Source organism: Methylobacterium sp. Leaf112 (assembly GCF_001423295.1).
GTDB lineage: Bacteria > Pseudomonadota > Alphaproteobacteria > Rhizobiales > Beijerinckiaceae > Methylobacterium.
In genome coordinates this window covers 38653-61631 of record NZ_LMNG01000029.1, presented here as the reverse complement: position 1 = coordinate 61631, position 22979 = coordinate 38653, and the positions used below count along the sequence as shown (strand labels likewise).

The window sequence follows — 22979 nt, the reverse complement described above, 5'->3', positions numbered from 1 at the left end:
GGAGCGCAGAGAGCCATGCGGAGCATCATCCTGGGAGCGGCGCTCCTCGCCGGGCTGTCCGGTGGCGAGGCGCGCGCCGGCGAGATCGCTCAGATCGGACCGCGTCCGTTCTACCTCGTCGACAGCATGAAGCCCGGCCCGGTGCAGGATCGCCTTCGGGCCTGCGGTTCCGACAGAACCTACACGGCCCGCGCCTTCTCGATCGCGCATCGAGGCGCCCCGCTGCAATTTCCCGAGCACACCCGGGAGGGCGTCCGCGCGGCGGCCCGCATGGGGGCCGGTTCGATCGAATGCGACGTCGTCTTCACGCGGGACCGGCACCTGGTCTGCCGGCATGCGCAGTGCGACCTCCACACCACCACCGACATCCTGGCGCGGCCCGAACTCGCGGCGAAATGCAGCCGCGACTTCCAACCGGCCGATCCCGCCACCGGGCGCAAGGCGAGCGCGCGCTGCTGCACCAGCGACCTGACGCTGGCCGAGTTCCGGACCCTGAACGGAAAGATGGACGCCTTCGACGCGGAGGCCACGACCCGCGCCGCCTACATGAACGCCACCCCGCGCTGGCGTACGGACCTCTACGCCACCACCGGCACCCCGATGACCCACGGCGAGTACATCGTCCTGGTGAAATCCCTGGGGCGCCGGTTCATCCCGGAACTGAAGGCGCCCGAGGTCGCGATGCCGTTCGGGGGCTACACTCAGGATCAGTACGCGCAGGCGATGATCGATGCCTACCGCCAGGCGGGGGTGCCGGCCGCCGACGTCCGGCCGCAGAGTTTCCAGCTGCGGGACATCCTGTATTGGCTGGAGGCGGAGCCGGACTTCGGCCGGCAGGCGCTTTGGCTCGACAACCGCGACGAGACCGATCCGGGCTTCGACCCCGAGACGCCCGCGAGCTGGAAACCCGGCATGGCGGACCTCGCCGCCCTCGGCCTGCGCACGCTGGCGCCGCCGCTCTGGATGCTGGTGCGGGTGGGGGCCGGCGGGGGCATCGAGCCGTCCGCCTACGCGCGCGCGGCGAAGGCCGCCGGCCTCGATCTGATCACCTGGTCGTTGGAGCGCTCGGGACCGCTGAAGGGCGGGGGCGGATACTACTACAAGTCCATCCGGCCGCTGATCGAGCGGGACGGCGACGTGCTCGCCCTCCTCGACGTCCTGTACCGGGACGTGGGTGTGACGGGGGTCTTCTCGGACTGGCCGGCGACGACGACGTTCTACGCCAACTGCATGGGGATCGAGTGAGGGGCGCGGCTCCCCCTCGGGGAAGCCGCGCGGGAGCCGGATCAGGCGATGTACTGGCCGCCGTTGATGGTGAGCGTCGAGCCGGTGACGAAGCCCGAATCTTCCGCCGCGAGGTACTCCACCGCGCGGGCGATCTCCTCGGCCTCGCCGAGGCGGCCGACGGGGATCGTGGAGATGATCTTGTTGCGGATGTCCTCCGCCACCGCCATCACCATCTCGGTCGCGACGTAGCCCGGCGCGATCACGTTGACGGTGATGCCCTTGCCGGCGCTCTCCTGGGCGAGCGCCTTGGCGAAGCCGATGACGCCGGCCTTGGCGGCCGAGTAGTTGGTCTGGCCGGCCTGGCCCTTCTGGCCGTTGATCGACGAGATCAGGATGATGCGGCCGAAGTTGCGCGAACGCATGCCTTCGATGAGCGGACGCGTGCAGGTGAACATCGAATCGAGGTTGGTCTTGATGACCGCCTGCCACTTCTCGAAGCTCATCTTGTGGAACGCGCCGTCGCGGGTGATGCCGGCGTTGTTCACCAGGATGTCGATGGGGCCGACGTCCGATTCGATCTGCTTGATGCCGGCCTCGCAGGCGGCGTAATCGCCGACATCGAACTTGAAGACCGGAATGCCGGTCTCGGCCTTGAAGGCGTTGGCGGCTTCGTCGTTGCCGCCGTAATTGGCGGCGACCTTGTAGCCCTTGGCCTGAAGGCCCTTCGAGATGGCGGCACCGATGCCGCGCGTTCCACCCGTGACGAGGGCGACGCGTTCTTGAGCCATGATATCCTCCGGTTCGTGTTTTTTTGGCAGGTTCGCGAGTGGGTCGTGCGCGGCTTTAGCTGGCGAGGCAGCCGGCACGCGACCCATTTAAATTTGCGGCGCCATCAAGAATTATGGCGCCGCAAGGCCGTGCGATCAGACGCGCTCGATGCACATGGCGACGCCCATGCCGCCGCCGATGCACAGGGTGGCGAGACCCTTCTTGGCGTCGCGGCGCTTGAGCTCGTGCAGCAGGGTGACGAGGACGCGGGCGCCGGAGGCGCCGATGGGGTGGCCGATGGCGATGGCGCCGCCGTTGACGTTCACCTTGTCGGTGTCCCAGCCCATGTCCTTGTTCACGGCGAGCGCCTGGGCGGCGAAGGCCTCGTTGGCCTCGATCAGGTCGAGGTCGGACGGCGTCCAGCCGGCCTTGTCCAGGGCCTTGCGCGAGGCCGGGATCGGGCCGGTGCCCATCACCTTCGGGTCGACGCCGGCGGTGGCCCAGGACACGATGCGGGCGAGCGGCGTGATGCCCCGGCGCTCGGCCTCGGAGGCGGACATCAGCACGATGGCGGCGGCGCCGTCGTTGAGGCCCGAAGCGTTGGCGGCCGTCACGGTGCCGTCCTTCGAGAAGGCGGGCTTGAGCTTGGCCATCGCCTCGATGGTGGCGCCGTCACGGATGTACTCGTCGGTGTCGACGATGGTGTCGCCCTTGCGGCCCGGCACGGTGACGGGGCAGATCTCGTCCTTGAAGCGGCCTTCCTTGCGGGCGGCCTCGGCCTTGTTCTGCGACTTCGTCGCGAACTCGTCCTGCTGCTCGCGGGTGAGCTGGAAGGCCTGGGCCACGTTCTCGGCGGTGGTACCCATGTGGTAGCCGTTGAAGGCGTCCCACAGGCCGTCCTTGATCATGGTGTCGACGAGCTTGACGTCGCCCATCTTCTGGCCGCCGCGCAGGTACTGCGCGTGGGGGGAGAGCGACATCGATTCCTGGCCGCCGGCCACGATGACCGTGGCGTCGCCGTTGGCGATCTGCTGCATGCCGAGGGCGACGGTGCGAAGCCCCGAGCCGCAAACCTGGTTGACGCCCCAGGCCGTGGCCTTCTCGGGGATGCCGGCCTTGATGGCGGCCTGGCGGGCCGGGTTCTGTCCGGCGCCGGCGGTGAGCACCTGACCGAAGATCACCTCGTCCACGTCGTCGGGGGAGACGCCGGCCCGCTCCAGGGCGGCCTTGATCGCCACGGCCCCGAGGTCATGGGCGGGTACGGTGTTGAAGGCGCCGCCGAACGAACCGACGGCGGTGCGGGCCGCTCCGACGATGACGATATCTTCTGCTGCCATGGTGACGTTCTCCTCATGCCGGCCGGCGCTGCGTTGTCGCTTACGGGTGAGCGTGCGCGCCTTGTGCCGTTGCCATCGGATGAAAGCCCACGACCCCGCGAAGTCAAGGCGCTTTGGCGAGGACGCGGAGGCTCTGTCATACCCGTGGGTGCGGAGACCGGCACTATTCCGCGTGGACGGCGGTCAGATAGGTGTTTTCGTCGGCGGGCGAACGCTTTAAGATGAATCCAGGCGGATCTGGAGTGTTCACGGCTCCGTGTGCGTCGTCGAAGATCGAGCCGCAAGGATCGAGCGACCTGCATGATCGCGTTGGGAGAGGCCCCCAGAGATGGCGGACAACGGTAAGTCCAACCACACCGTTATCAAGAAGTACGCCAACCGGCGCCTCTACCATACCGGCACCTCGACCTACGTCACCCTCGAGGATCTCTCGACGATGGTCCAGAACGGTGAGGACTTCCTCGTCTACGACGCCCGTTCGGGCGACGACATCACCCGCTCGGTGCTCACCCAGATCATCTTCGAGCAGGAGAACAAGGCCGGCGACGACAACCTGCTGCCGGTCGCGTTCCTGCGCCAGCTCATTCGCTTCTACGGCGACAGCATGCGCACCATGGTGCCGAGCTTCCTCGAATTCTCCATGGCCAACTTCGCCCGCGACCAGGACGGTCTGCGCGAGAAGATGACCCAGAGCTTCGCCCCCACGGTGTTCCAGAACGCCATGGAGGAGCAGGTGCGGGCCAACATGAGCTTCTTCGGCGACGCCATGAAGATGTTCACGACCTTCGGCACGGGTCCCCTCTCGGGCATGGGCTCGCACCCCTCCGCCGCGCCGCGCCCGGCGCAGGCGGCGGTTCCGACGCCCACGGGGGCCGACCTCGACGATCTCAAGCGCCAGATGGCCGAGATGCAGTCGCGCCTCGAGGATCTCTCGAAGAAGTAGGGTCCCGCCGCCGCCCCAGGATGAAAGGTTGACGAACCGTTAACGTCGGCCCACCTCTTGCGCATCTCACCCCGGTTCACACGGGAATGGATGCGATGGGGCGATCTGGAACAGGCCGACGTCCGGAAACGGAACAGGCGCCGGTCTACGATCTCGTGGTGATTCCCGGCGGCGTCGAAGCGCAGGGCTTCCGGCGAGTCGCTTCCGCACGGGCGAATGCGGGTTTCCTCACCCACCTTCTCGTCAGCGCCGACCCGGCCATGCGCCCCGCACGGCTGGAGCGGACGCGCCTGGCCGCGGCCACCTATGCGGCTGCGGGTCGACGCATCGCCTGATCATCGGTCCAATACGAAAAACCGCGCCCGCTCTCGCAGGGCACGGTCTGTTCGCGCTCCGTCGGAACCGGTCTTCCGTCAGACCTGGTCCACGGGCGCGGTCCGTCGAACCCGGGCCGCCGGAGCGGCCATCCCGCCCGAGGGCGCGGCGTCGGGTTCAGGCCTCGGCCGACTTCACCTTGAGGACCTGACGGCCGCGGTACATGCCAGTCTTCAGGTCGATGTGGTGGGGACGGCGCAGCTCGCCCGAATCCTTGTCGGCGACGTAGGTCGGAGCCTTGAGGGCGTCGGCGGACCGGCGCATGCCGCGCCGCGAGGGGGAGGTCTTGCGCTTCGGAACGGCCATGGGATGATCCTGTCGATGGCAAAAAGGGCGCCTCAGGCGATCCCCCTCCGGGAGGACGCCTCGGCACCGTGTTCAAACGGAGATTCGAGGCCGGGCTTATAGCCGCGCGCGGTCGTCCTGGCTAGGGCACCGGGCGGAAAAGTGGAGCCGGTCTCCGCCGCGGCGATACGGGCGGAAAAGCGTACGGATCAAGATCTCGCGCGGTGATCCGGCGTTCCGCCAAGGCCTGCGCGGCGCAGTCGCATCGTTAACCAAGGCCTGCGCGGCGCAGTCGCATCGTTAACCAAGGCCTGCGCGGCGCAGTCGCATCGTTAAGCGGCGGTTCAACCGCGTTTGTCTAGGTCTTCGAAGGTTGGCGCGGCACCGCGATCACGCCATCGACCCGGGAGTGTCCCATGCCGTCATCCCTTCTTCGCAGCCTCGTCGTCCTGGCCGGCCTCGCCACCGTTCCCGCACTGGCGCAGGCTCCGAGCCCTTCTGCCCCGAGCCCCACAATCCCCACGACGAAGCCTGCCCCGGCGGTGCCGGCGCCCTCGAATCCCACTCCCCCCACCGTCACGCCGCCGAAGGCGCCGACGACGGCCGCCCAGCCCGAGTCGGGCAAGGCCGAGACGGGCAAGCACGAGACGGGCAAGGCCGCCCTCATCGACCTCAACAGCGCCAGTCCCGCCGAACTCGATGCCCTGCCGGGCATCGGCGCGGCCCGCGCCGCCGCCATCGTCAAGGGCCGGCCCTATCGCGGCAAGGACGAGCTCGTCTCGAAGAAGGTCCTGTCGCAGGGCGTCTACGACGGTATCAAGGACAAGGTGATCGCCAAGCAGAAGTAAGCGCTCATGGCGCGCGGCGGATCGGGTATCCGCCGCGCTTGTCCGCCCGGGGGCCGGGTGTTACGCGCGGAGCCGTCTGTCTCCATCCGCGAAGTCCCCCATGCCGCCCCAACCCCTCGTGCGCGTCCATCGTGGCGACCTGCCCGCCGATTACGTCGCCGGCCCCGCCATCGCCATCGACACGGAGACCCTCGGGCTGAACCCGCACCGGGACCGGCTCTGCGTGGTTCAGATCTCGCGGGGGGACGGCAGCGCCGACGTGGTGCAGATCATCCCCGGCGGCCCGGTGCCGGAGGTCCTCGCCCGGGTGATGGGCGATCCCGGCACCCTCAAGATCTTCCATTTCGGCCGGTTCGACCTCGCCGTGCTGTTCAACGCGCTCGGGGTGATGCCTGCCCCGGTCTACTGCACCAAGATCGCCTCGAAGCTCGCGCGGACCTACACCGACCGCCATGGGCTCAAGGATGTGGTCCGCGAACTCGTCGGCGTCGACCTGTCGAAGCAGCAGCAATCCTCCGACTGGGGCGCCGAGACCCTGAGTCAGGCGCAGATCGACTACGCGGCCTCCGACGTCCTCTATCTCCACGCCGCCCGTGGCCGCCTCGACGCGATGCTGGCCCGCGAGGGGCGGACGGAGATGGCCCAGGCCTGCTTCGACTTCCTGCCGACCCGCGCTCGCCTCGACCTCGCCGGCTGGCCGGAGACCGACATCTTCGCCCACACCTGACGGAATTCTTCGCCGAGCCTTCGTCTTCGGCAAGTCTCTGTCTTCGCCGAGCCTTCGTCTTGGACAGGGCCTCGCTTCCATGGGGCGGTGCGTCCTCGCACATGAGCGCGGCCGGGCGTGCGGGCGCCCTTGATGATTTGGCAACGGGGTGGTCATAACTTCGCCATGGCCCGCGCGCATCCGGCGGCATGTTTGGGACTGTCATGCAGGTGGGCGAGGCCATCGAGACCGAGACATCCGGCGGCCCGCGCGCCGATGCGCGCCGCACCCGCGCCCATGCGCGCGCCCGCAGCCACAGCACCCGCGTCCGAACCCTGCGGCGGGTCATCCCCCTGGTGGCCGGCACGGCGGTGCTGGCCCTCGCGGCCGTCCTGTTCAATCCGTTCGGCACGAGCCTGCCGGGCGTGAGCGTCGGCCCCGTCAGCCTGTCCGGCACCAAGGTGAAGATGGAGAGCCCGCGCCTGTCCGGCTTCCGCCAGGGCGAGCGCGGCTACGAGGTCACGGCCACGGCGGCGTTCCAGGACGTGCGCAAGCCGACCCTCATCGAATTGCAGGCCATGAAGGGCCGCCTCAACACCGACGACAAGGGCGGCCGCGCCCATCTCGAGGCGGCGTCGGGCCTGTTCGACACGGCCCGGGAAGCCCTGACCCTGGAGCAGGACATCCGGATCTGGACCGACAAGGGCGAGGAGATCCGCCTGAAGTCGGCCGCCGTCGATTTCAAGGCCGGCACGGTCAAGTCGAACGAGACCGTCACGGTGACGATCCCGAGCGGCACCGTGGTGGCCGATACCCTCGACGTCACCGACAGCGGCCACGTCATCTCCTTCGTGGGCAACGTCCACACGGTGCTGCACGAACTCGACAGGCCGGACAAACCCGCCAAGCCCCCCCGCGTCCTCACCTCCGCGGCCGAGCCGACGGATGGGGAGTCCCGCCCGTGATCGCCCTGCGGTCCGTCGGCTGGGCGGCCCTCGCCGCCGGTCTCGCCCTCGCGGTGTCGGCCGGTGCGCAGACGGCCGCCCCCGCTCCGAAGAAGGAGAAGCCCGCCGGCGGCCTCGGCAATCTCGGCGGCGGCGGCAAGGAGCCGATCAAGATCGACGCCGACCGCCTCGACGTGTTCGACCGCGAGAACAAGGCCGTCTTCGCCGGCAACGTGGTGGCCGTGCAGGGCGACAGCACCATCCGCTGTTCCAGCATGACCGTGCGGTACAAGCGGGGCAAGAAAGACGACAAGAAGGGGGACGCGGCCCGGGAGCCGGCCGCCGACACGGCCGAGGCCTCGGAAAAACCCGCCGGCGGGATGGGCGAGAACGGCATCCAGCGCGTCGAGTGCGCCGGCCCCATCACCGTGGTGCAGAAGGACCAGGTCGCGACGGGCGACAACGCCGTGTTCGACCAGGAGGCCAAGCGCATCGTGGTCACCGGCAACGTCGTGCTCAGCCAGTGCCAGAATGTGACCCGCGGCTCGCGCCTCGTCTACGACATGAACACCGGCCGGGCGAACATGGACCCCGTGGCCGGCGGCCGGGTCTCGGCCCTGTTCGTGCCGCAGAAGGAGGACGGCCCGAAGACCGGCAAGGGCTGCGCGACGCCCCCCGCCGCGGCCAAGGCTGTCCAGAAACCGGCGGACGGCAAGCCCGCCGAGGCGGCCAGGCCCCGGGCGCAGGCGAATTGAGCGCCGCGTCGCCGGTGTCCGCCGCCCCGGTCCAGCCGTCCCTATTCAGCCGGATGTTCGGTCGGGGCCGCCGCGACGCGGCCGCCGCGCGCGAGGCCGCGATCCTCGCCGAGGGCGGCGGGCCGGGCATCCTGCACGTGCGCGGCCTGCGCAAGAGCTACGGCGCCCGCACCGTGGTGCACGAGGCCGGCCTCACCGTGCGCAACGGCGAGGCGGTGGGTCTGCTCGGCCCCAACGGCGCCGGCAAGACCACGATCTTCTACATGATCACCGGCCTCGTCTCGGCCGATCGCGGATCGATCAGCCTCGACGGCCTGCCGATCACTCACCTGCCGATGTACCAGCGCGCGCGCCTCGGCATCGGCTACCTGCCGCAGGAAGCCTCGATCTTCCGGGGCCTCACGGTGGAGGACAACATCCGGGCCGTGCTCGAAGTGGCCGAGCCCGACCGCAAGGAGCGGGCGAAGAAGCTCGACTCCCTGCTGGAGGAGTTCGACATCGCGCGCCTGCGCAAGTCCCCCTCCATCGCCCTGTCGGGCGGCGAGCGCCGGCGCTGCGAGATCGCCCGGGCGCTGGCCTCGTCCCCGAGCTTCATGTTGCTCGACGAGCCCTTCGCGGGCATCGACCCCATCGCGGTGGGGGACATCCAGGATCTGGTGAAGCACCTGAAGCAGCGCGGCATCGGCGTGCTCATCACCGACCACAACGTGCGCGAGACCCTGGGGCTCATCGACCGGGCCTACATCGCCCATTCGGGCCGGATCCTCACGGAGGGCACGCCCGAGGAGATCGTCGCCAACCCCGACGCGCGGCGGCTCTATCTCGGCGAGGATTTCCGCCTCTAAGCCGGGTTCGCTGAAACGGCCCCCGAACCGAGTGCGGCCCCGCGACGGCCCATTTCGCCCCATCCGAGACGCGTCGTCCGCCGCGTCCGGGAAGGCTTTCGTTACCGCCCCGATGTGATGCTGACACCACGCCGCGACGGCGCGTGCGGGCGGCTGGGCAATTTTTAGGCACCGAGCACCCAACACACTTTGACGTGGGCGCAGGTTGGGGCTAAACCTCGAAACGGTAAAAAGAAGCAAGATTGATGCCGAAGTTCGGCCCGCGCTGCCGCGCGCCGCCGAGCGGAGGTGCGACTCGGGGATCGGGACCTTACCATGAGTCTGGTGCAACGGCTGGAAATGCGCCAGGGCCAAGCCCTGGTGATGACGCCTCAGCTCCTGCAGGCGATCAAGCTCCTTCAACTCTCCCATCTCGACCTCACCGCCTATGTGGACGCGGAACTCGAGCGCAATCCGCTCCTCGAACGCGCCGAGGGCGAGACCGGGGACGAGCGTACCCCCGGCGAGACCCCGTCCGAATCCTCCGTCGACCGCCAGGGCGAGGAGGGGGGCGATTTCGACGGCGGCGATTTCGAGGGTGGCGAAGAGCCCTGGATCGCCACCACCCTGACGGCGAGCGGCGCCGACATGGAGGGCGCCCTCGACACCCGCCTCGACAACGTGTTCGCGGACGAGAACCCCACCCATGCCCGCGAGGCCGCGTCGGGCGACATGCTGTCCCTGACACCGGCACCCTACGGCAACACCGGAGGCTCCTTCGACGGCGAGGCCCCGGATTTCGAAGCGACCCTCACCTCCGAGACGTCCCTGCGCGAGCATCTGGTCGCCCAGCTCGACCTCGCCACCCGCGATCCGGCCGACCGTCTCATCGCCGGCTTCCTCATCGATGCCGTGGACGACGCCGGCTACTGCCGCGAATCCATCGACGACCTCGCCGAGCGGCTCGGCACGTCCCTCGACACCGTCGCGCGCGTGCTGAAACTGGTGCAGAGCTTCGAGCCGGCCGGCATCGCCGCCCGCGACCTCGCCGAATGCCTCGCCCTGCAGCTGCGCGACCGCGACCGGTTCGATCCGGCGATGCAGGCCCTGGTCTCGCGCCTCGACCTCGTGGCCAAGCGCGATTTCGCCTCGCTCCGGCGCCTCTGCGGCGTCGACGACGAGGACCTCGTCGACATGCTGGCCGAGCTGCGCCGCCTCGACCCGAAGCCCGGCCGCGCCTTCGGGGCCCGGGCCGTCGAGGTGCTGATCCCCGACGTGTTCGTGCGCGCCGCCCCCGACGGGTCATGGCTGGTGGAATTGAACGCCGAGGCCCTGCCGCGCGTTCTGGTGAACCAGAGCTACTACGCCCGCGTCTCGCGCGGGGCGCAGGCCGAGGGCGACAAGGCGTTCCTGTCTGAATGCCTGCAGACGGCGAACTGGCTCACCCGCAGCCTAGAGCAGCGCGCCCGCACCATCCTCAAGGTCGCCTCCGAAATCGTGCGCCAGCAGGACGCGTTCTTCCTGCACGGGGTCGCGCACCTGCGCCCCCTCAACCTCAAGACCGTCGCCGAGGCCATCGGCATGCACGAATCCACCGTCTCGCGGGTGACCTCGAACAAGTCCATCGGCACGAGCCGGGGCACCCTGGAGATGAAGTACTTCTTCACGGCCGCCATTCCGGGCGCCGCCGGCACCGCCGCGCATTCCTCGGAGGCCGTGCGCCACCGGATCAAGCAGCTCGTCGACGGCGAGGCCCGCAGCGACGTGCTCTCCGACGACGCCCTGGTGCAGAAACTGCGCGACGAGGGCATCGACATCGCCCGCCGCACGGTGGCGAAGTACCGGGAATCCCTACGGATTCCCTCCTCCATCGAGCGCAGGCGTGAGCATTTCGCCTACGCGCGGTAGGGGAGTCCCCCTCAGTACCCCTCCGCCAGGGTGCCGCGCTGGCGGGGGTCGGCCGCTCCGGCCACGAGCCCGTCCGCGGTCATCACCGAATTGGCCGAGCCCGAGGCCGGCGCCACCACCACCCGGTGGCCGCGCGCCCGCAGGATCGCGAGGGTGTCGGGCGAGACGCCTTCCTCCACCGTGAGCACGTCCGGGCGCCACTGGTGGTGGATGCGCGGAGCCGCCACCGCCTGCAGCAGGTTCATGCGGAAATCGACCACGTTGACGATGGTCTGCAGTACCGTCGAGATGATGCGGCTGCCGCCCGGACTCCCCGTCACGAGGAGCAGCTTGCCGTCCCGGAACACGAAGGCCGGCGTCATGGAGGACAGGGGCCGGGCGCCCGGCGCCACGGCGTTGGCCTTGCCGCCGACGAGGCCATAGGCGTTGAGCGCCCCGGTCTTGGCGGAAAAGTCGTCCATCTCGTTGTTGAGCAGCACCCCGGTGCCGGGGGCGACGAGGCCCATCCCGTAGGAAAAGTTCAGGGTGGTGGTGTTCGAGACCGCGTTGCCCTCGGCATCCATCACCGAGAAATGCGTGGTCTGGTCGGACTCGTGGGGGAGGGGATCGCCGGCCTTTACCTCCGCCGCCGGACGGGCGCGGGCCGGGTCGATGGCCGCGCGCAACCCCTCGGCGTAGGATTTGGCCGTCAGCCCCTCGACGGGGATCTGCGACCGCGCCGGGTCGCCGAGCCAGGTGGCCCGGTCGGCATAGGCCGGCTTCATCGACTCGGCGAGGGTGTGGATCGCGTCGGCGCTGCCCGCCCCCATCCGGGCGAGATCGAAGCCCTCAAGCATGTTGAGGATCTCGATGAGGTGGATCCCCCCCGAACTCGGGGGCGGCATCGATGCGATGGACAGGCCCCGATAGGTGCCGCGCACGGGTTGGCGGATCACCGGTCGGTAGGCGGCTAAGTCCTCCGCCGTCACGACGCCGCCGGCCTCCTGAACGGCCCGCGCGATGGCCACCGCGATGGGGCCGGTGTGGAACGCGTCGGGGCCGTCCTTGGCGATGGCCCGCAGCGTTGCGGCGAGGTCGGTCTGCACCAGCCGCTCGCCGCAACGGAGTGGTCTGTCGCCGGCAAAGAAGATCGCTCGGCTCGACGGCCAGCGCCCGAGCAGGTCGACGGCGCGGGGCAGGGAATCGGCGAGGCCGGCCTCGACGTCGATGCCCTCGCGGGCCAGCCGCTCGGCCGGGGCGACGAGGTCGGCGAGGGTGAAGCGGCCCGACCCGTAGAGCCGGTGCGCCTCGGCCAAGCCCCGCACGGTGCCGGGCACGCCGACCGCCTTGCCCGTGCGGGTGGAGGCGGCGTGGTCGGGCTCGCCCCGCGCGTCGAGGAACATGTCGGCGCGGGCCGCCGCCGGGGCGGTCTCGCGGTAGTCGATGGCCACGGTCTCGGCGGGGCTCGCCCGATGCACCATCATGAAGCCGCCGCCGCCGAGGTTGCCCGCGCGCGGCAGGGTGACGGCCAGCGCGAAGCCCACGGCCACGGCGGCGTCGACGGCGTTGCCGCCGGCCTTGAGGATCGCGACGCCGACCCGCGTCGCCCGCGCCTCCTGCGAGGAGACCATGCCGTGCGCGGCCAGTACCGGCAGCATCCGGGCGGTGTCCGACTGGATCGGCGAGGAATCCGCCTGAGCCCACGCCGCGTGGGGGAGGCCGAGCAGGATGCAGAGGGCGAGGACTGGGGTCTGGCGGCGCATTCACACGGCTCCGTCGCGCGGGCCGAAGCGGCCCGCCACCAGCCAATAGACGAGGCCCGAGGCCGCGCCCGTGAGAAACAGGATGGCGGTGATGCGACCCTCCTGGGCGAAGGCCTGCGTGTCGCCGGCGCGGGCCGCGGACCGGGCGAGCCACGGCACGAGCGCCGTGAGGAGGCCCGTGCCGGCGCCGTACCAGGCGGCGGACCGCCAGTTCAGGGTCTCGCCGATCACCGCCAGGGCGACGGGCGGCAGCACGAGGAGGAGGAACAGGGCGCGGGCGAAGGCGGCGAGGGCGAACAGAATCGTCTCGGGGCCGATTCCGGAGGCGAGGTCGTTCAGCCCCTCGAACAGGCCGGCGAGCCCGAGGCTCCCGAGCACGTCGCGTGAGACCGGATCGAGCATGGCTCCCAGCCCGAGGACGAACGCGCCGCACGGGATCGCCAGGAGCAGGGCGAGGCATCCGACGAAGACGCGGCCGAGGAACCGCATGGTGACGCCCTCTTGGATGTGTTGGAAACGCGGCCCTCCTCCCCACAAGGGGGAGGGGGGTGTCAGGCCATCAATCGTCGTCGCCGTCGTCGGCGCCCGCGTAGACGCCCTCGGCGCCGATCCCGTCCTCCAGCATCATCCGGGCGCGGGCGCGCAGCTTCTCGGTCTCGCTCTTGAGCTGACCGCAGGCGGCGAGGATGTCGCGGCCGCGCGGGGTGCGCACGGGGGACGCGTAGCCGGCGTCGTAGACGATCTCGGAGAAGCGCTCGATGCGCTCCCAGTCGGAGCATTCGTAGACGCTGCCGGGCCAGGGGTTGAACGGGATGAGGTTGATCTTGGCCGGAATGCCCTGGAGCAGACGCACCAGCTCGCGGGCATCGGCGTCGGTGTCGTTGATGCCTTTCAGCATCACGTACTCGAAGGTGATGCGCCGGGCGTTGTTGAGGCCCGGATAGTTGCGGCAGGCGGCGATGAGTTCGGCCAGCGGATACTTGCGGTTGAGCGGCACCAGGGTATCGCGAAGATCGTCGCGCACGGCGTGAAGCGAGATGGCCAGCATGGCGTGGGCGTCGGTGCCGAGGCGCTGCATCTGCGGCACCACGCCGGAGGTCGAGACGGTGATGCGCCGGCGCGACAGGCCCAGGCCCTCCTGGTCGGCCATGACGCCGACGGAATCGATGACGTTGTCGATGTTGTAGAGGGGCTCGCCCATGCCCATGAACACGATGTTGGTCACCGCGCGGCGGACCTCGTCGGCCCCGGCCGGCGTCGGGTTCTGCCCGGCCCAGTCGTTGAGGTGGTCGCGCGCCACCACCACCTGCGCGACGATCTCGGCCGCCGTCAGGTTGCGCACGAGGCGCTGGGTGCCCGTGTGGCAGAACGAGCAGGTGAGGGTGCAGCCGACCTGGCTCGAGACACAGAGGGTGCCCCGGCCCCGGCCGGGAATGTAGACGCACTCGATCTCGGCGCCGCGATTGTGGTCGTGCTTGCCCGTCGGCGCCATGCGCATGAGCCACTTGCGGGTGCCGTCCCGCGAGACCTGCTCGGTGATCACCTCCGGCCGGTCGAGGGTGTAGGCGCGCGCCAGATCCGCCTTCAGGCCCTTACCGACATTGGTCATGTCGTCGAAGTGCTTGGCGCCGCGCACGTTGACCCAGTGCCAGATCTGGCCCGACCGCATGCGCTGCTCGCGCTCGGACACGCCGATGGCGCCAAGCCGCGCCTTGAGGTCGTCCCGGGTCAGGCCGACGAGGGAGGACCGCCCGAGGGGGCCGCCGAGGGGCGTCGTCTCCGGCGCGAACTCGGGCAGCTTCTCGATTGCGGGGGCGGCGCTCGCGTCGCCCCGGGCGGTGTCGAACGACGCCGTCGCCATGGTCTTGGAACCTTCGATCTGGAATCGGTCCGATATAGGCGATCGGCGCGGCGAAGGCGAATACGGGTGCGGCATGGCCGGCGTGCACCGGGTTGGGCGGGGTGCGCCGGGTGTGGTACCGGGCGCAACGCCTGTTCGATGCCTGCGAGGTTCGCCGTGATTCCCTGGGTCGCCCTCGACACCGCCCCGATCCCGGGCACCACCGACGAGCTGCGTCTGCTCCAGCGCGGCCATGAATTCCTCATCCGGATCGGCCGCAACGACCTGATGAACAGCCGCCTCAGCGGCTCGGAGGAGGCGCTGGCGACCTTGACGGCGGCGCGGATCGGCGGACGGGCCGGGGCGAAGGTCCTCATCGGCGGCTTCGGCATGGGCTTCACCCTGCGGGCGGCCCTGGACGCCCTGGGGCCGGATGCGCGGCTGGTGGTGGCCGAACTGGTGCCGGCGGTGCTCGCCTGGGGGCGCGGCCCCCTGGCCCACATCTCCGCCGATGCCCTGTCCGATCCCCGGGTCGAGGCGCGGGAGGCCGATGTCGCCGCCCTGATCCGGTCCTCTGCGCTGGCCTTCGACGCGATCCTTCTCGATGTCGACAACGGCCCCGAGGGGCTGACCCGGGCGGAGAACGACCGGCTCTACGACGTGGGCGGGCTGGCTGCGGCGCGCAACGCCCTGCGCCCCGGCGGCGTGCTCGCCGTGTGGTCGGCCCATCCCGATCCGGCCTTCACCCAGCGCCTCGTCCGCGCCGGGTTCACCGTGGAAGCGGTGTCCGTGCGGGCTGGGCGGGGGCGGGGCGCCCGCCACACGATCTGGCTCGCCGTGCGGCCGGAGCGGGCGAAATAGATCAGCCCGTGGCGCGCAGGCCGTCGCGGCGGCGGCTCAGGCGCGTGGCGCCGTAGATTGCGGCGAGCTCGCGCCGGGCCGCCTTGACCGGAGGGGCGTCGCGCTCGGCGCAGGCCGCCGCGATGGTCCGCAGGGTGTCGGCGACGGAGCGCTGCAGGCGCAGGTCGCCGGGCTGGCGCGCGACGTGATCGCTGGTGCTCATGCGTGTGGCCCCTCGGTGCCGGCCCCCCCCGCGGGGCGTCGCCGCCAGCATCGGCACGGGGCTTGGCCGCAACATGGCAGCTTGGCCGTGACGCGTCCTGTCGGGACTGCGATGCCTATTCGCGGCCGCCGCCCTCGGTGAAGCGGTCGTGGCAGGTGTAGCCGACGAAGCAGCGCGGCGTGTCGCGCGTCAGCTCGAAGGCCGGCCGCGTCGTTTCCGGCAGGGGGCAGAAGCCGCCGTCGCGCACGAACCGGGCGTAGGTGAACGGCCCCGTCGTGAGCACGATGGCGCCCGTGCGGGCGACGAGGCCGGCCGCCTCGGCACAGATCATCTCCGGCATGGCCGGCCGCGGCTGGCCGAACCCTTGGCCGGAGGAAACGAGCAGGACGGCGGTGGCGAACAGGGTGGGGCGCATGGCGGGAGCCACTCTCGAAAGCGTGATCACCAGTGTGGCCTCACGCGGCGGCGAGCGCCAGGGTGAAGTCGAACGCCTCGGTGACGCTCTCCTGCCACAGGGAGACGGGCGTCGGCCGGGCGAGGTGAAGCGCCCCCTCGGCCTCCCCGTCCGCCATCCGTAGGTCGGCGCCGACCCGGAGGGCGAGGTTCTGCATCGGCCGGTTCCGGCTGAGGCAGCGCACCCGCAGGTCGCGTACGCCGCGATTGCGCGCCGCCCCGGCGATTCGGCGAAACAGGGCGTGTCCGAGGCCGTTGCGCCGGTAGCCGCGCTCCACCGCGAAGGCGGCCTCCGCCTCGGCGCCGAGCCGGTAGCGCGACGGCGGCGCCCGGGTCGGTCGCAGCTCACCGAGGGCCCGCAGGGTGCCGTCGACGAACCCGCCGAACACCACGCCGTCGATCCTCAGGGCCCGGCGCGCATAGGCCAGGGCGGCCGCGTCGCTCAAGGTGCCCATGAAGCGGTTGGCGCGGGTCTCCGGATCGAGGCGCAGGAAGTAGGCCTCCACCGCCGCGGCATCGCTCGGCCACAGGCGGCGGATGACGGGGTGCAGGGCGCGCGGTTCCGATCGGGGTTCGCGTGTTCGGGATTCGGGCATTCGGGGCTCGGGCATGGTGATGCCTCTCCGGCGTGAGGGCGCGCCGCGGCGCGCCGGAATCCGGGCGTTGCCTCCCTCAAGGCCGGGCAGATGTGGCATCGCCACCCGATTTGTGCAATGCAGCAAAACGTCATGCCGGCCCTGTCGCTGGCATACCAATCACCCTGCTTGATCCGGCCCCGAACGCGCGGCAGACCCGGATCGTGCGGGCCGCCCGTCCCGGTCCCGGCCCCTGCGTCGAGGCTTACCGTCGTGAGTTCATCAGCCCCCGTGGCGCCGTCCGATCACGCCCGTTCGGGCGCGGTCTCCCCCGGTCCGGTCTTCGAGCGCTACGAGGCCCTGGTGGCGTCGGGCGCCATCGAGCGCGACCCGGCGCAGGTCCACCTCGTGCGGGCGCTGGACGGTCTGGCGCAGGAACTCGGCCGGCGCCGGCGCGCCCGCAAGGGCAGCGCGCTGGGCTGGCTGTTCGGGCGCAAGGCGGATCCGGCCGCCGTGCCGAAGGGCCTCTACATCTGGGGCTCCGTCGGCCGGGGCAAGACCATGCTGATGGACCTGTTCCACGAGGCGGCACCCGGCCCGAAGCGCCGGGTGCACTTCCACGGCTTCCTCGCCGACGCGCACGAGCGCATCCACGCCCACCGCCAAGCCCTCAAGGCCGGCACGGCGAAGGGCGACGATCCGATCCCCGTGGTGGCCGACGCGCTGGCCGACGAGGCGACCCTGCTGTGCTTCGACGAGTTCACCGTCACCGACATCGCCGACGCGATGATCCTGGGGCGCCTGTTCGACGCCCTGTTCAAGCGGGGTGTCACCGTGGTGGCGACCTCCAACGTCGAGCCCGACCGGCTCTACGAGGGCGGCCTCAACCGGGCCCTGTTCCTGCCCTTCGTCGCCGAGCTGAAGAACCGCGTCGACGTCCTGCGCCTCGATTCGCGCACGGATTTCCGGCTGGAGAAGCTCGGGGGCGCCTCGGTCTATCACGTGCCCGCGGACGCGGAGGCCGAGGCGGCCCTCGCTCGCGCCTTCAAGGGTCTCACGGGCAAGGCCCGGGGCAGGCCCGCCACCGTGCGGGTGAAGGGGCGGGACGTGCCGGTGCCGGAAGAGGCGGCGGGCGTGGCGCGCTTCACCTTCGCGGATCTCTGCGCGCAGCCGCTCGGGGCCTCCGACTACATGGCCGTGGCACGGGCCTTCCACACGGTGATCCTCGCCGACATCCCGGTGATGAGCGCGGAGACCCGCAACGAGGCCAAGCGCTTCATCACCCTGGTCGACACCCTCTACGATGCCCACGTGAAGCTCGTCGCCTCGGCGGCGGCCGAGCCGCCGGGACTCTACACGGCCACCGACGGCCGCGAGGCCTTCGAGTTCGACCGCACGGTGTCGCGCCTCATCGAGATGCGTTCTTCGGAGTATCTCGCCCTGCCGCACGGGGCTGGGGATTCGGAGGCGTCGGGATCGAGCGCGGGTCTGGTCGAGACCTGAGACCGCGATCGCCGCCCCACGCACCGCCCCTCACGTGCGATCGCGGCCCGCGGTCGCAGCGGCGCGGGTGCAGTTTGTGCGCCAACGCACATCCATAGTGCCGGATCGTCCCGGTCAGGGAGCCGGATCGGACCTCCGGCGTTGCACTGCAGCACGCGCTGCATTTAATTGGTCTCATTCCGAAGAACGACGTCGCGCCCGCCGCGCCGCCCATGCCGCTGCCGTCCGGTGGCGGTTGCCGTTCCTGCAGGAAGCCGGGGCTCTCCGCGCGAGCGATCGATGCGGGACCGCGACACGGATCGCGTGCCCGGACGCCGACCACGCGACCCAGACGGGCGGCCCGACGGTCCACGACCGCCGGAATCGCCCGATTCAGGATAGGACAGACCAATGATCAAACTCACCGTGAACGGGGCTGAACGCAGCTTCGACGGCGATCCCGACATGCCGCTGCTGTGGTACCTGCGCGACGAGGTCGGTCTCACCGGCACCAAGTTCGGCTGCGGCCAGGCGCTGTGCGGCGCCTGTACCATCCATGTCGGCGGCACCGCCGTGCGCGGCTGCGTCACGCCGGTCTCGGCCGCCGAGGGTCAGGCCGTCGTCACCATCGAGGGCCTGTCCCCCGACGGCAACCACCCGGTCCAGACGGCCTGGCGCGACCTCAACGTCGCCCAGTGCGGCTATTGCCAGTGCGGGCAGATGATGCAGGCCGCCTCGCTCCTCACCGATACCCCGAAGCCCACGGACGCACAGATCGACGAGGCCATGAGCGGCAACCTGTGCCGCTGCGGCACCTACCCGCGCATCCGCGCCGCCATCCATCAGGCCGCCGGCCAGGCTGCCCCCGCCGCCAAGGGAGAGCGCCTGTGATCCACGATTCGAAGATGATGGCGGAAGCCACCGCGACCCAAGACACCGCCCCGACGGCCCTCGCCAATGTCAGCCGCCGCGCCATGCTGGGCGGCATGGGTGCCCTGGTGCTCGCCCTGTCGTGGCGTGATTCGGCGAAAGCCGAGGACAAGGCGAACGAGCCGAAAAAATTCGGCGCCGATGCCATGCCGCACGGGTGGCAGGACGACCCCAAGGTGTTCGTCGCCATCGCCCCCGACGGCACCGTGACGGTGACCTGCCACCGCGCCGAGATGGGCCAGGGGGTTCGCACCTCCATCGCCTTCGTGGTCGCCGACGAACTCGAAGCCACCTGGGACAAGGTGAAGGTCGCCCAGGCCTGGGGCGACGAGACCCGCTTCGGCAACCAGGACACGGACGGGTCGCGCTCGCTCCGCCACTTCTTCCAGCACCTGCGCCACGCCGGGGCCGCCGCCCGCCTGATGCTGGTCCAGGCCGCCGCCAAGCAATGGAACGTGCCGGTCTCGGAAGTGAAGGCCGAGAACCACGTCGTCACCCACGCCAAATCCAAGCGCAGCCTCGGCTACGGCGAGATCGCGGCGGCAGCGGCCGAACTGCCGGTGCCGGCCCGCGAATCCGTGACGCTCAAGGATTCGAAGGACTTCAAGTACATCGGCAAGGGCAAGATCGGCCTCGTCGACAACCGCGACATCACCACGGGCAAGGCCGTCTACGGCCTCGACACCAAGATCGACGGGATGCTCTACGCCCTCGTCGCCCGCCCGCCGGTCTTCGGCGGCAAGGTGGTGAGCTACGACGACACCGAGGCCAAGAAAGTCCCGGGCGTCGTCAAGATCTTCAAGATCGACGCCCCGGAGGCACCGGTCGAGTTCCAGCCGCTTGGCGGCGTCGCGGTCATCGCGAAAAACACCTGGGCGGCCATGAAGGCCCGCGAGGCCCTCAAAGTGACCTGGGACGACGGCCCCAATGCCTCCTACGACTCCGTCGCCTTCCGGGGCGAGCTGGAGAAGGCGGTGCGTGCCCCCGGCAAGGTCGTGCGCAACCAGGGCGACGTCGACGGCGCGATGGCGAAGGCCAAGAAGCGGGTCGAGGCCGAATACTTCGTGCCCCACCTCGTCCAGGCCCCGATGGAGCCGCCGGCCGCCGTGGTGCGGATCAAGGACGGTTTCTGCGAGGCCTGGGCCTGCACCCAGGCGCCGCAGGCGACCCACGACCGGCTGGCGAAGAAGTTGAATCTCGCGGCCGACAAGGTGCGGGTCAACCAGACCCTGCTCGGCGGCGGTTTCGGCCGCAAGTCGAAGCCGGATTACGTGCTCGAAGCGGCCCTGTGCTCCCAGGCCGTGGACGGCGCCCCGGTGAAGCTGACCTGGACCCGTGAGGACGACCTGCACCACGGCTACTACCACACCATCTCGGTGGAGCGCCTGGAAGCCGGCCTCGACGACAAGGGCATGCCGGTGGCTTGGCTCCACCGTTCGGCGGCCCCCACCATCGGGTCGATCTTCGCGGCGGGCGCCAAGAACGAACTCCCGTTCGAGCTCGGCATGGGCCTCACCAACACGCCGTTCGCCGTACCCAACATCCGTCTCGAGAACCCGGCGGCCGACGCGCACGTGCGCATCGGCTGGTTCCGCTCGGTCTCGAACATCCCGCACGCCTTCGCGATCCAGTCGTTCGTGAACGAGTTGGCGCATGCGGCGGGGCGTGACCCGAAGGAGTACCTGCTCGCCCTCATCGGCCCCGATCGCAAGATCGATCCGACGACGCTCGGCGATGTCTGGAACTACGGCGAGGACCCGGCCCGCTACCCCATCGACACGGCACGCCTGCGCGGGGTCATCGAGGCGGCGGCCAAGGGCATCGGCTGGGGCCGCAAGATGGCGAAGAACACCGGGCTCGGCATCGCCGGTCACTACAGCTTCGTCACCCACACGGCGGTCGCCGCCGAGGTGGAGGTCGGGGCCAAGGGCGAGGTCGTGGTCAAGCGCGTCGACATCGCCGTCGATTGCGGACCGCAGGTGAACCCGGAGCGCATCCGGTCGCAGATGGAAGGCGCCGTGGTCATGGGGATGGGCCTCGCGCTCTCGGCCGAGATCACGTTCAAGGACGGCCGCGCCCAGCAGAACAACTTCGACGGCTACGAGATCACCCGCATCGACGCCGCCCCGAAGGAGATCCACGTCCACCTGCTGCCGAACCCGAACTTCTCGGGGCCGCTGGGCGGCGTCGGCGAGCCGGGCGTGCCGCCGGTCGCCCCCGCCATCGCCAACGCGATCTTCGCGGCCACGGGCCGTCGCATCCGACAACTGCCGATCCGCGACCAGCTCAGCGCCTGAGCGGACGCCCCTCGGGGCGCCGCGACGAACCCGGCCCTGGGCCGGTGCCTCTCCGGGGGCTTCACGACGATGGACAGCACGAGAAACGGGGGTGTCGCATCGCGCGGCACCCCTTTTTCATGGTCGGGCGCGACGAAAAACGGTGGTTCCGCCATCCGGGCCGGAGCCGTCCCGCCTCCCGGCGGGTTGACCCGGGGAAGAGGCCGCCGCTTCGGCGCCTCCCTGCTGTATCGGGATTCGATTCGACGATGCCATCGAACACGACACGACCCGCCTGGCTCGCCGCCGGCCTCCTCGCCGCGACCCTCGCGGGTGCGGTGAGCCAAGCCCACGCCTCGCCCTGCGCGGACGAAATCGCGGCCCTCGAGGGCAAGGTGAAGAATCAGGCCAAGGAGTCGATCTCGGCCTCCACGAGCGGCCAGGCCGATGCCGGCGCGCGCGGCGGCGAGGGAGGGGCGTCCGGCGGCAATCCGAGCACGCACCCCACGACGCCGCCGGAGAAGTCGGCCGAGGCCGGCAAGGGCGGCGACAAGGCGATGCAGGCCAAGGTCGCCCTCGACGAGGCCCGCACCGCCGATGGCAAGGGCGACGCCAAGGGTTGCAGGGAGGCCCTCGGGCGCGCCAGGCAGCAGCTCGACGCGGCCCCTTGAGCGGGCGGCGGAGCGGCCCGGACGGGCGGGCTCCGCACGCGAGGCCCGGCGTCTCGTCCGACGAGACGCCGGGCCGGGCGGCACCCCTCAGGCGGCTGCGCTGAGGGCGTGCTTGTTGCCGTTGAGGCCGGCACAGAGGTCGTCGATGGCGGCCAAGTCCAGGGCCTCGCCGGAATGCCCGGCGATGGCGTCGATCAAATGATCCTGCTGCGGATTAAATGGATTTCCCTGCAAACGATAGAATTGATAATACCGCAGCGCAGCGATCACTGTATCCCGCTCGCGTTCGGTCATTGCAATACTTTGCATGCCACTCAATTTGACCTCATCCAGACTGCGAGGTGGCTGAGCGTAGGGAGTGCTCATGCCTGAGTAAAAGATGTAAACCAGCCGCGATGCCGACGTCTACCACTTGACAGCGGCGCGAAAACGGGCGGCGGGCCGCGTCGGAATGGGGGGGCGGACGCAAGTCTCTGGCACCGCGCCATTTCTCTTCGATCCAACGGTCACGCTTTTATTTCGCGCCTGTCGCCCGAGTCGCGGCGGACCGGTGGCCGATCGCCGGAAACGCATCCTTAACCCTGCTGTGCGATCTTCGCCGGGTCCGACCACGCCGATCCGGTGCCGTCGTGACGACGCGGCGAGAGGGGGCTTTTCGAATGCCCGAGACGCACGGCGAACGATCTCATGGCTCCCATGCCGCGGCTGCGACGGAGGCGGGTTCGGTGCGCCGTCCGCCAGCCCTGGCACCGCACGTCCGGCGCCACCTCGGCCACACCCTGCGGGCCTTCTATCCGGCGGATCCGGCCGAACCCGTGGGCGAGCGGATCGAAGCGTTGCTGATTCGGCTCGGCAAGATCGGTTAGCATCGCTCGCCCCGACGGTGTCCCCGGGACACGGCGCTGGAGCAGGCACAGGAGCAATTGATTCACGCCGTTCCGCATTGCCGGGTCGGCCGGGCCGTGGCGTTCATGAACCGGCCAGAAGCGTGGCCGTAAGGCTGGCGTCCCGGTCCTCGAAGCCTAAG

The 22979-nt window shown here is 70.2% G+C and carries 25 protein-coding genes; 15 read left to right on the top strand and 10 right to left on the bottom strand.

The window, feature by feature from the left end:
• The first annotated feature begins 15 nt into the window (after positions 1-15).
• On the top strand, positions 16-1245 hold the full coding sequence (locus ASF52_RS12730; RefSeq protein WP_056172433.1) for a glycerophosphodiester phosphodiesterase family protein: 1230 nt from the start codon (positions 16-18) through the stop codon (positions 1243-1245).
• A 41-nt stretch (positions 1246-1286) separates the two neighbouring features.
• On the opposite strand, the gene phbB is transcribed toward ASF52_RS12730, so the two are convergent.
• The gene (gene phbB / locus ASF52_RS12725; RefSeq protein ID WP_056172430.1) at positions 1287-2015 is read right to left on the bottom strand and encodes an acetoacetyl-CoA reductase; all 729 of its coding nucleotides are present in this window, start codon (positions 2013-2015) and stop codon (positions 1287-1289) included.
• 135 nt (positions 2016-2150) lie between these two features.
• A complete protein-coding gene (locus ASF52_RS12720; protein WP_056172427.1) occupies positions 2151-3332 on the bottom strand; it encodes an acetyl-CoA C-acetyltransferase in 1182 nt (393 codons plus the stop codon).
• Positions 3333-3660: 328 nt separating this feature from the next.
• On the opposite strand from ASF52_RS12720, the gene phaR reads away from it, so the two are divergent.
• Together phaR and ASF52_RS12710 are read left to right on the top strand one after the other, a co-directional pair.
• Entirely contained in the window at positions 3661-4275 is a 615-nt protein-coding gene (phaR, locus tag ASF52_RS12715) for a polyhydroxyalkanoate synthesis repressor PhaR (protein WP_056172424.1), read from the top strand.
• A gap of 95 nt (positions 4276-4370) precedes the next feature.
• Positions 4371-4610 carry a hypothetical protein gene (locus tag ASF52_RS12710; RefSeq protein WP_082479079.1) on the top strand — a complete coding sequence of 80 codons (240 nt, stop codon included), beginning with the start codon at positions 4371-4373 and terminating at the stop codon, positions 4608-4610.
• A 157-nt stretch (positions 4611-4767) separates the two neighbouring features.
• On the opposite strand, the gene rpmF is transcribed toward ASF52_RS12710, so the two are convergent.
• Positions 4768-4956: a 50S ribosomal protein L32 gene (gene rpmF / locus ASF52_RS12705; RefSeq protein ID WP_018046018.1), complete on the bottom strand. Its 189-nt coding sequence runs from the start codon at positions 4954-4956 to the stop codon at positions 4768-4770.
• Positions 4957-5351: 395 nt separating this feature from the next.
• On the opposite strand from rpmF, the gene ASF52_RS12700 reads away from it, so the two are divergent.
• From ASF52_RS12700 to rpoN, 6 genes are all read left to right on the top strand, one after another.
• Positions 5352-5783, top strand: a complete 432-nt coding sequence (locus ASF52_RS12700) for a ComEA family DNA-binding protein (protein ID WP_056172419.1) — start codon at positions 5352-5354, stop codon at positions 5781-5783.
• Between the two features lie 100 nt (positions 5784-5883).
• Positions 5884-6510 (top strand): ribonuclease D, encoded by a 627-nt coding sequence (locus tag ASF52_RS12695; RefSeq protein ID WP_056172414.1) that lies wholly within the window; start codon positions 5884-5886, stop codon positions 6508-6510.
• A 203-nt stretch (positions 6511-6713) separates the two neighbouring features.
• On the top strand, positions 6714-7454 hold the full coding sequence (lptC, locus tag ASF52_RS12690; RefSeq protein ID WP_056172411.1) for an LPS export ABC transporter periplasmic protein LptC: 741 nt from the start codon (positions 6714-6716) through the stop codon (positions 7452-7454).
• A complete protein-coding gene (locus ASF52_RS12685; RefSeq protein WP_443136682.1) occupies positions 7454-8188 on the top strand; it encodes an LptA/OstA family protein in 735 nt (244 codons plus the stop codon). The genes lptC and ASF52_RS12685 overlap by 1 nt, the downstream gene beginning before the upstream one ends.
• Positions 8189-8241: 53 nt before the next feature.
• Positions 8242-9033: an LPS export ABC transporter ATP-binding protein gene (gene lptB / locus ASF52_RS12680; protein WP_244473814.1), complete on the top strand. Its 792-nt coding sequence runs from the start codon at positions 8242-8244 to the stop codon at positions 9031-9033.
• Between the two features lie 315 nt (positions 9034-9348).
• A complete protein-coding gene (gene rpoN, locus ASF52_RS12675; protein WP_082515316.1) occupies positions 9349-10920 on the top strand; it encodes an RNA polymerase factor sigma-54 in 1572 nt (523 codons plus the stop codon).
• 11 nt (positions 10921-10931) lie between these two features.
• Here the strand turns inward: rpoN and ggt are convergent, their stop codons facing one another.
• From ggt to rlmN, 3 genes are all read right to left on the bottom strand, one after another.
• Positions 10932-12662: a gamma-glutamyltransferase gene (gene ggt / locus ASF52_RS12670; protein ID WP_056172403.1), complete on the bottom strand. Its 1731-nt coding sequence runs from the start codon at positions 12660-12662 to the stop codon at positions 10932-10934.
• A complete protein-coding gene (locus ASF52_RS12665) occupies positions 12663-13151 on the bottom strand; it encodes a hypothetical protein (RefSeq protein WP_056172400.1) in 489 nt (162 codons plus the stop codon).
• A 70-nt stretch (positions 13152-13221) separates the two neighbouring features.
• On the bottom strand, positions 13222-14523 hold the full coding sequence (gene rlmN / locus ASF52_RS12660; RefSeq protein WP_056172397.1) for a 23S rRNA (adenine(2503)-C(2))-methyltransferase RlmN: 1302 nt from the start codon (positions 14521-14523) through the stop codon (positions 13222-13224).
• A 156-nt stretch (positions 14524-14679) separates the two neighbouring features.
• Here rlmN and ASF52_RS12655 point away from each other — a divergent pair, with 156 nt between their 5' ends.
• Positions 14680-15363 carry a spermidine synthase gene (locus ASF52_RS12655; protein WP_056172394.1) on the top strand — a complete coding sequence of 228 codons (684 nt, stop codon included), beginning with the start codon at positions 14680-14682 and terminating at the stop codon, positions 15361-15363.
• A gap of 1 nt (position 15364) precedes the next feature.
• Here ASF52_RS12655 and ASF52_RS12650 read toward each other — a convergent pair whose 3' ends face one another.
• The 3 genes from ASF52_RS12650 to ASF52_RS12640 form a co-directional block, all read right to left on the bottom strand.
• Positions 15365-15565 (bottom strand): hypothetical protein, encoded by a 201-nt coding sequence (locus ASF52_RS12650; RefSeq protein WP_056172392.1) that lies wholly within the window; start codon positions 15563-15565, stop codon positions 15365-15367.
• Positions 15566-15680: 115 nt separating this feature from the next.
• Positions 15681-15980, bottom strand: coding sequence for a hypothetical protein (locus ASF52_RS12645; protein ID WP_056172389.1), 300 nt, complete (start codon positions 15978-15980; stop codon positions 15681-15683).
• Positions 15981-16020: 40 nt separating this feature from the next.
• Positions 16021-16629 carry a GNAT family N-acetyltransferase gene (locus ASF52_RS12640; RefSeq protein WP_244473086.1) on the bottom strand — a complete coding sequence of 203 codons (609 nt, stop codon included), beginning with the start codon at positions 16627-16629 and terminating at the stop codon, positions 16021-16023.
• 237 nt (positions 16630-16866) lie between these two features.
• On the opposite strand from ASF52_RS12640, the gene zapE reads away from it, so the two are divergent.
• From zapE to ASF52_RS12620, 4 genes are all read left to right on the top strand, one after another.
• The gene (gene zapE, locus ASF52_RS12635) at positions 16867-18096 is read left to right on the top strand and encodes a cell division protein ZapE (protein WP_244473805.1); all 1230 of its coding nucleotides are present in this window, start codon (positions 16867-16869) and stop codon (positions 18094-18096) included.
• A gap of 390 nt (positions 18097-18486) precedes the next feature.
• Positions 18487-18966: a (2Fe-2S)-binding protein gene (locus tag ASF52_RS12630; protein ID WP_056172381.1), complete on the top strand. Its 480-nt coding sequence runs from the start codon at positions 18487-18489 to the stop codon at positions 18964-18966.
• Complete coding sequence (locus ASF52_RS12625; protein WP_056172378.1) at positions 18963-21302, top strand: xanthine dehydrogenase family protein molybdopterin-binding subunit; 2340 nt, start codon at positions 18963-18965, stop codon at positions 21300-21302. Before ASF52_RS12630 ends, ASF52_RS12625 begins: the two co-directional genes overlap by 4 nt.
• 248 nt (positions 21303-21550) lie before the next feature.
• A complete protein-coding gene (locus ASF52_RS12620) occupies positions 21551-21952 on the top strand; it encodes a hypothetical protein (protein WP_056172374.1) in 402 nt (133 codons plus the stop codon).
• An 87-nt stretch (positions 21953-22039) separates the two neighbouring features.
• On the opposite strand, the gene ASF52_RS12615 is transcribed toward ASF52_RS12620, so the two are convergent.
• Positions 22040-22246, bottom strand: a complete 207-nt coding sequence (locus tag ASF52_RS12615; RefSeq protein WP_443136677.1) for a hypothetical protein — start codon at positions 22244-22246, stop codon at positions 22040-22042.
• A 431-nt stretch (positions 22247-22677) separates the two neighbouring features.
• Between ASF52_RS12615 and ASF52_RS22975 the strand changes: the two genes are divergently transcribed.
• Positions 22678-22818, top strand: a complete 141-nt coding sequence (locus ASF52_RS22975) for a hypothetical protein (RefSeq protein WP_200937402.1) — start codon at positions 22678-22680, stop codon at positions 22816-22818.
• Positions 22819-22979 lie beyond the last annotated feature (161 nt).

Bases quoted from the DNA above. Each gene is read 5' to 3' on its own strand.
- phbB (WP_056172430.1), bottom strand. From the start codon at position 2,015: ATGGCTCAAGAACGCGTCGCCCTCGTCACGGGTGGAACGCGCGGCATC.
- rlmN (WP_056172397.1), bottom strand. From the start codon at position 14,523: ATGGCGACGGCGTCGTTCGACACCGCCCGGGGCGACGCGAGCGCCGCC.
- ASF52_RS12720 (WP_056172427.1), bottom strand. From the start codon at position 3,332: ATGGCAGCAGAAGATATCGTCATCGTCGGAGCGGCCCGCACCGCCGTC.
- ggt (WP_056172403.1), bottom strand. From the start codon at position 12,662: ATGCGCCGCCAGACCCCAGTCCTCGCCCTCTGCATCCTGCTCGGCCTC.
- ASF52_RS12665 (WP_056172400.1), bottom strand. From the start codon at position 13,151: ATGCGGTTCCTCGGCCGCGTCTTCGTCGGATGCCTCGCCCTGCTCCTG.
- ASF52_RS12640 (WP_244473086.1), bottom strand. From the start codon at position 16,629: ATGCCCGAGCCCCGAATGCCCGAATCCCGAACACGCGAACCCCGATCG.
- ASF52_RS12615 (WP_443136677.1), bottom strand. From the start codon at position 22,246: ATGACCGAACGCGAGCGGGATACAGTGATCGCTGCGCTGCGGTATTAT.
- ASF52_RS12730 (WP_056172433.1), top strand. From the start codon at position 16: ATGCGGAGCATCATCCTGGGAGCGGCGCTCCTCGCCGGGCTGTCCGGT.
- lptC (WP_056172411.1), top strand. From the start codon at position 6,714: ATGCAGGTGGGCGAGGCCATCGAGACCGAGACATCCGGCGGCCCGCGC.
- ASF52_RS12630 (WP_056172381.1), top strand. From the start codon at position 18,487: ATGATCAAACTCACCGTGAACGGGGCTGAACGCAGCTTCGACGGCGAT.
- ASF52_RS12650 (WP_056172392.1), bottom strand. From the start codon at position 15,565: ATGAGCACCAGCGATCACGTCGCGCGCCAGCCCGGCGACCTGCGCCTG.
- rpmF (WP_018046018.1), bottom strand. From the start codon at position 4,956: ATGGCCGTTCCGAAGCGCAAGACCTCCCCCTCGCGGCGCGGCATGCGC.
- ASF52_RS12710 (WP_082479079.1), top strand. From the start codon at position 4,371: ATGGGGCGATCTGGAACAGGCCGACGTCCGGAAACGGAACAGGCGCCG.
- ASF52_RS12700 (WP_056172419.1), top strand. From the start codon at position 5,352: ATGCCGTCATCCCTTCTTCGCAGCCTCGTCGTCCTGGCCGGCCTCGCC.
- rpoN (WP_082515316.1), top strand. From the start codon at position 9,349: ATGAGTCTGGTGCAACGGCTGGAAATGCGCCAGGGCCAAGCCCTGGTG.
- phaR (WP_056172424.1), top strand. From the start codon at position 3,661: ATGGCGGACAACGGTAAGTCCAACCACACCGTTATCAAGAAGTACGCC.
- lptB (WP_244473814.1), top strand. From the start codon at position 8,242: ATGTTCGGTCGGGGCCGCCGCGACGCGGCCGCCGCGCGCGAGGCCGCG.
- ASF52_RS12620 (WP_056172374.1), top strand. From the start codon at position 21,551: ATGCCATCGAACACGACACGACCCGCCTGGCTCGCCGCCGGCCTCCTC.
- ASF52_RS12645 (WP_056172389.1), bottom strand. From the start codon at position 15,980: ATGCGCCCCACCCTGTTCGCCACCGCCGTCCTGCTCGTTTCCTCCGGC.
- ASF52_RS12695 (WP_056172414.1), top strand. From the start codon at position 5,884: ATGCCGCCCCAACCCCTCGTGCGCGTCCATCGTGGCGACCTGCCCGCC.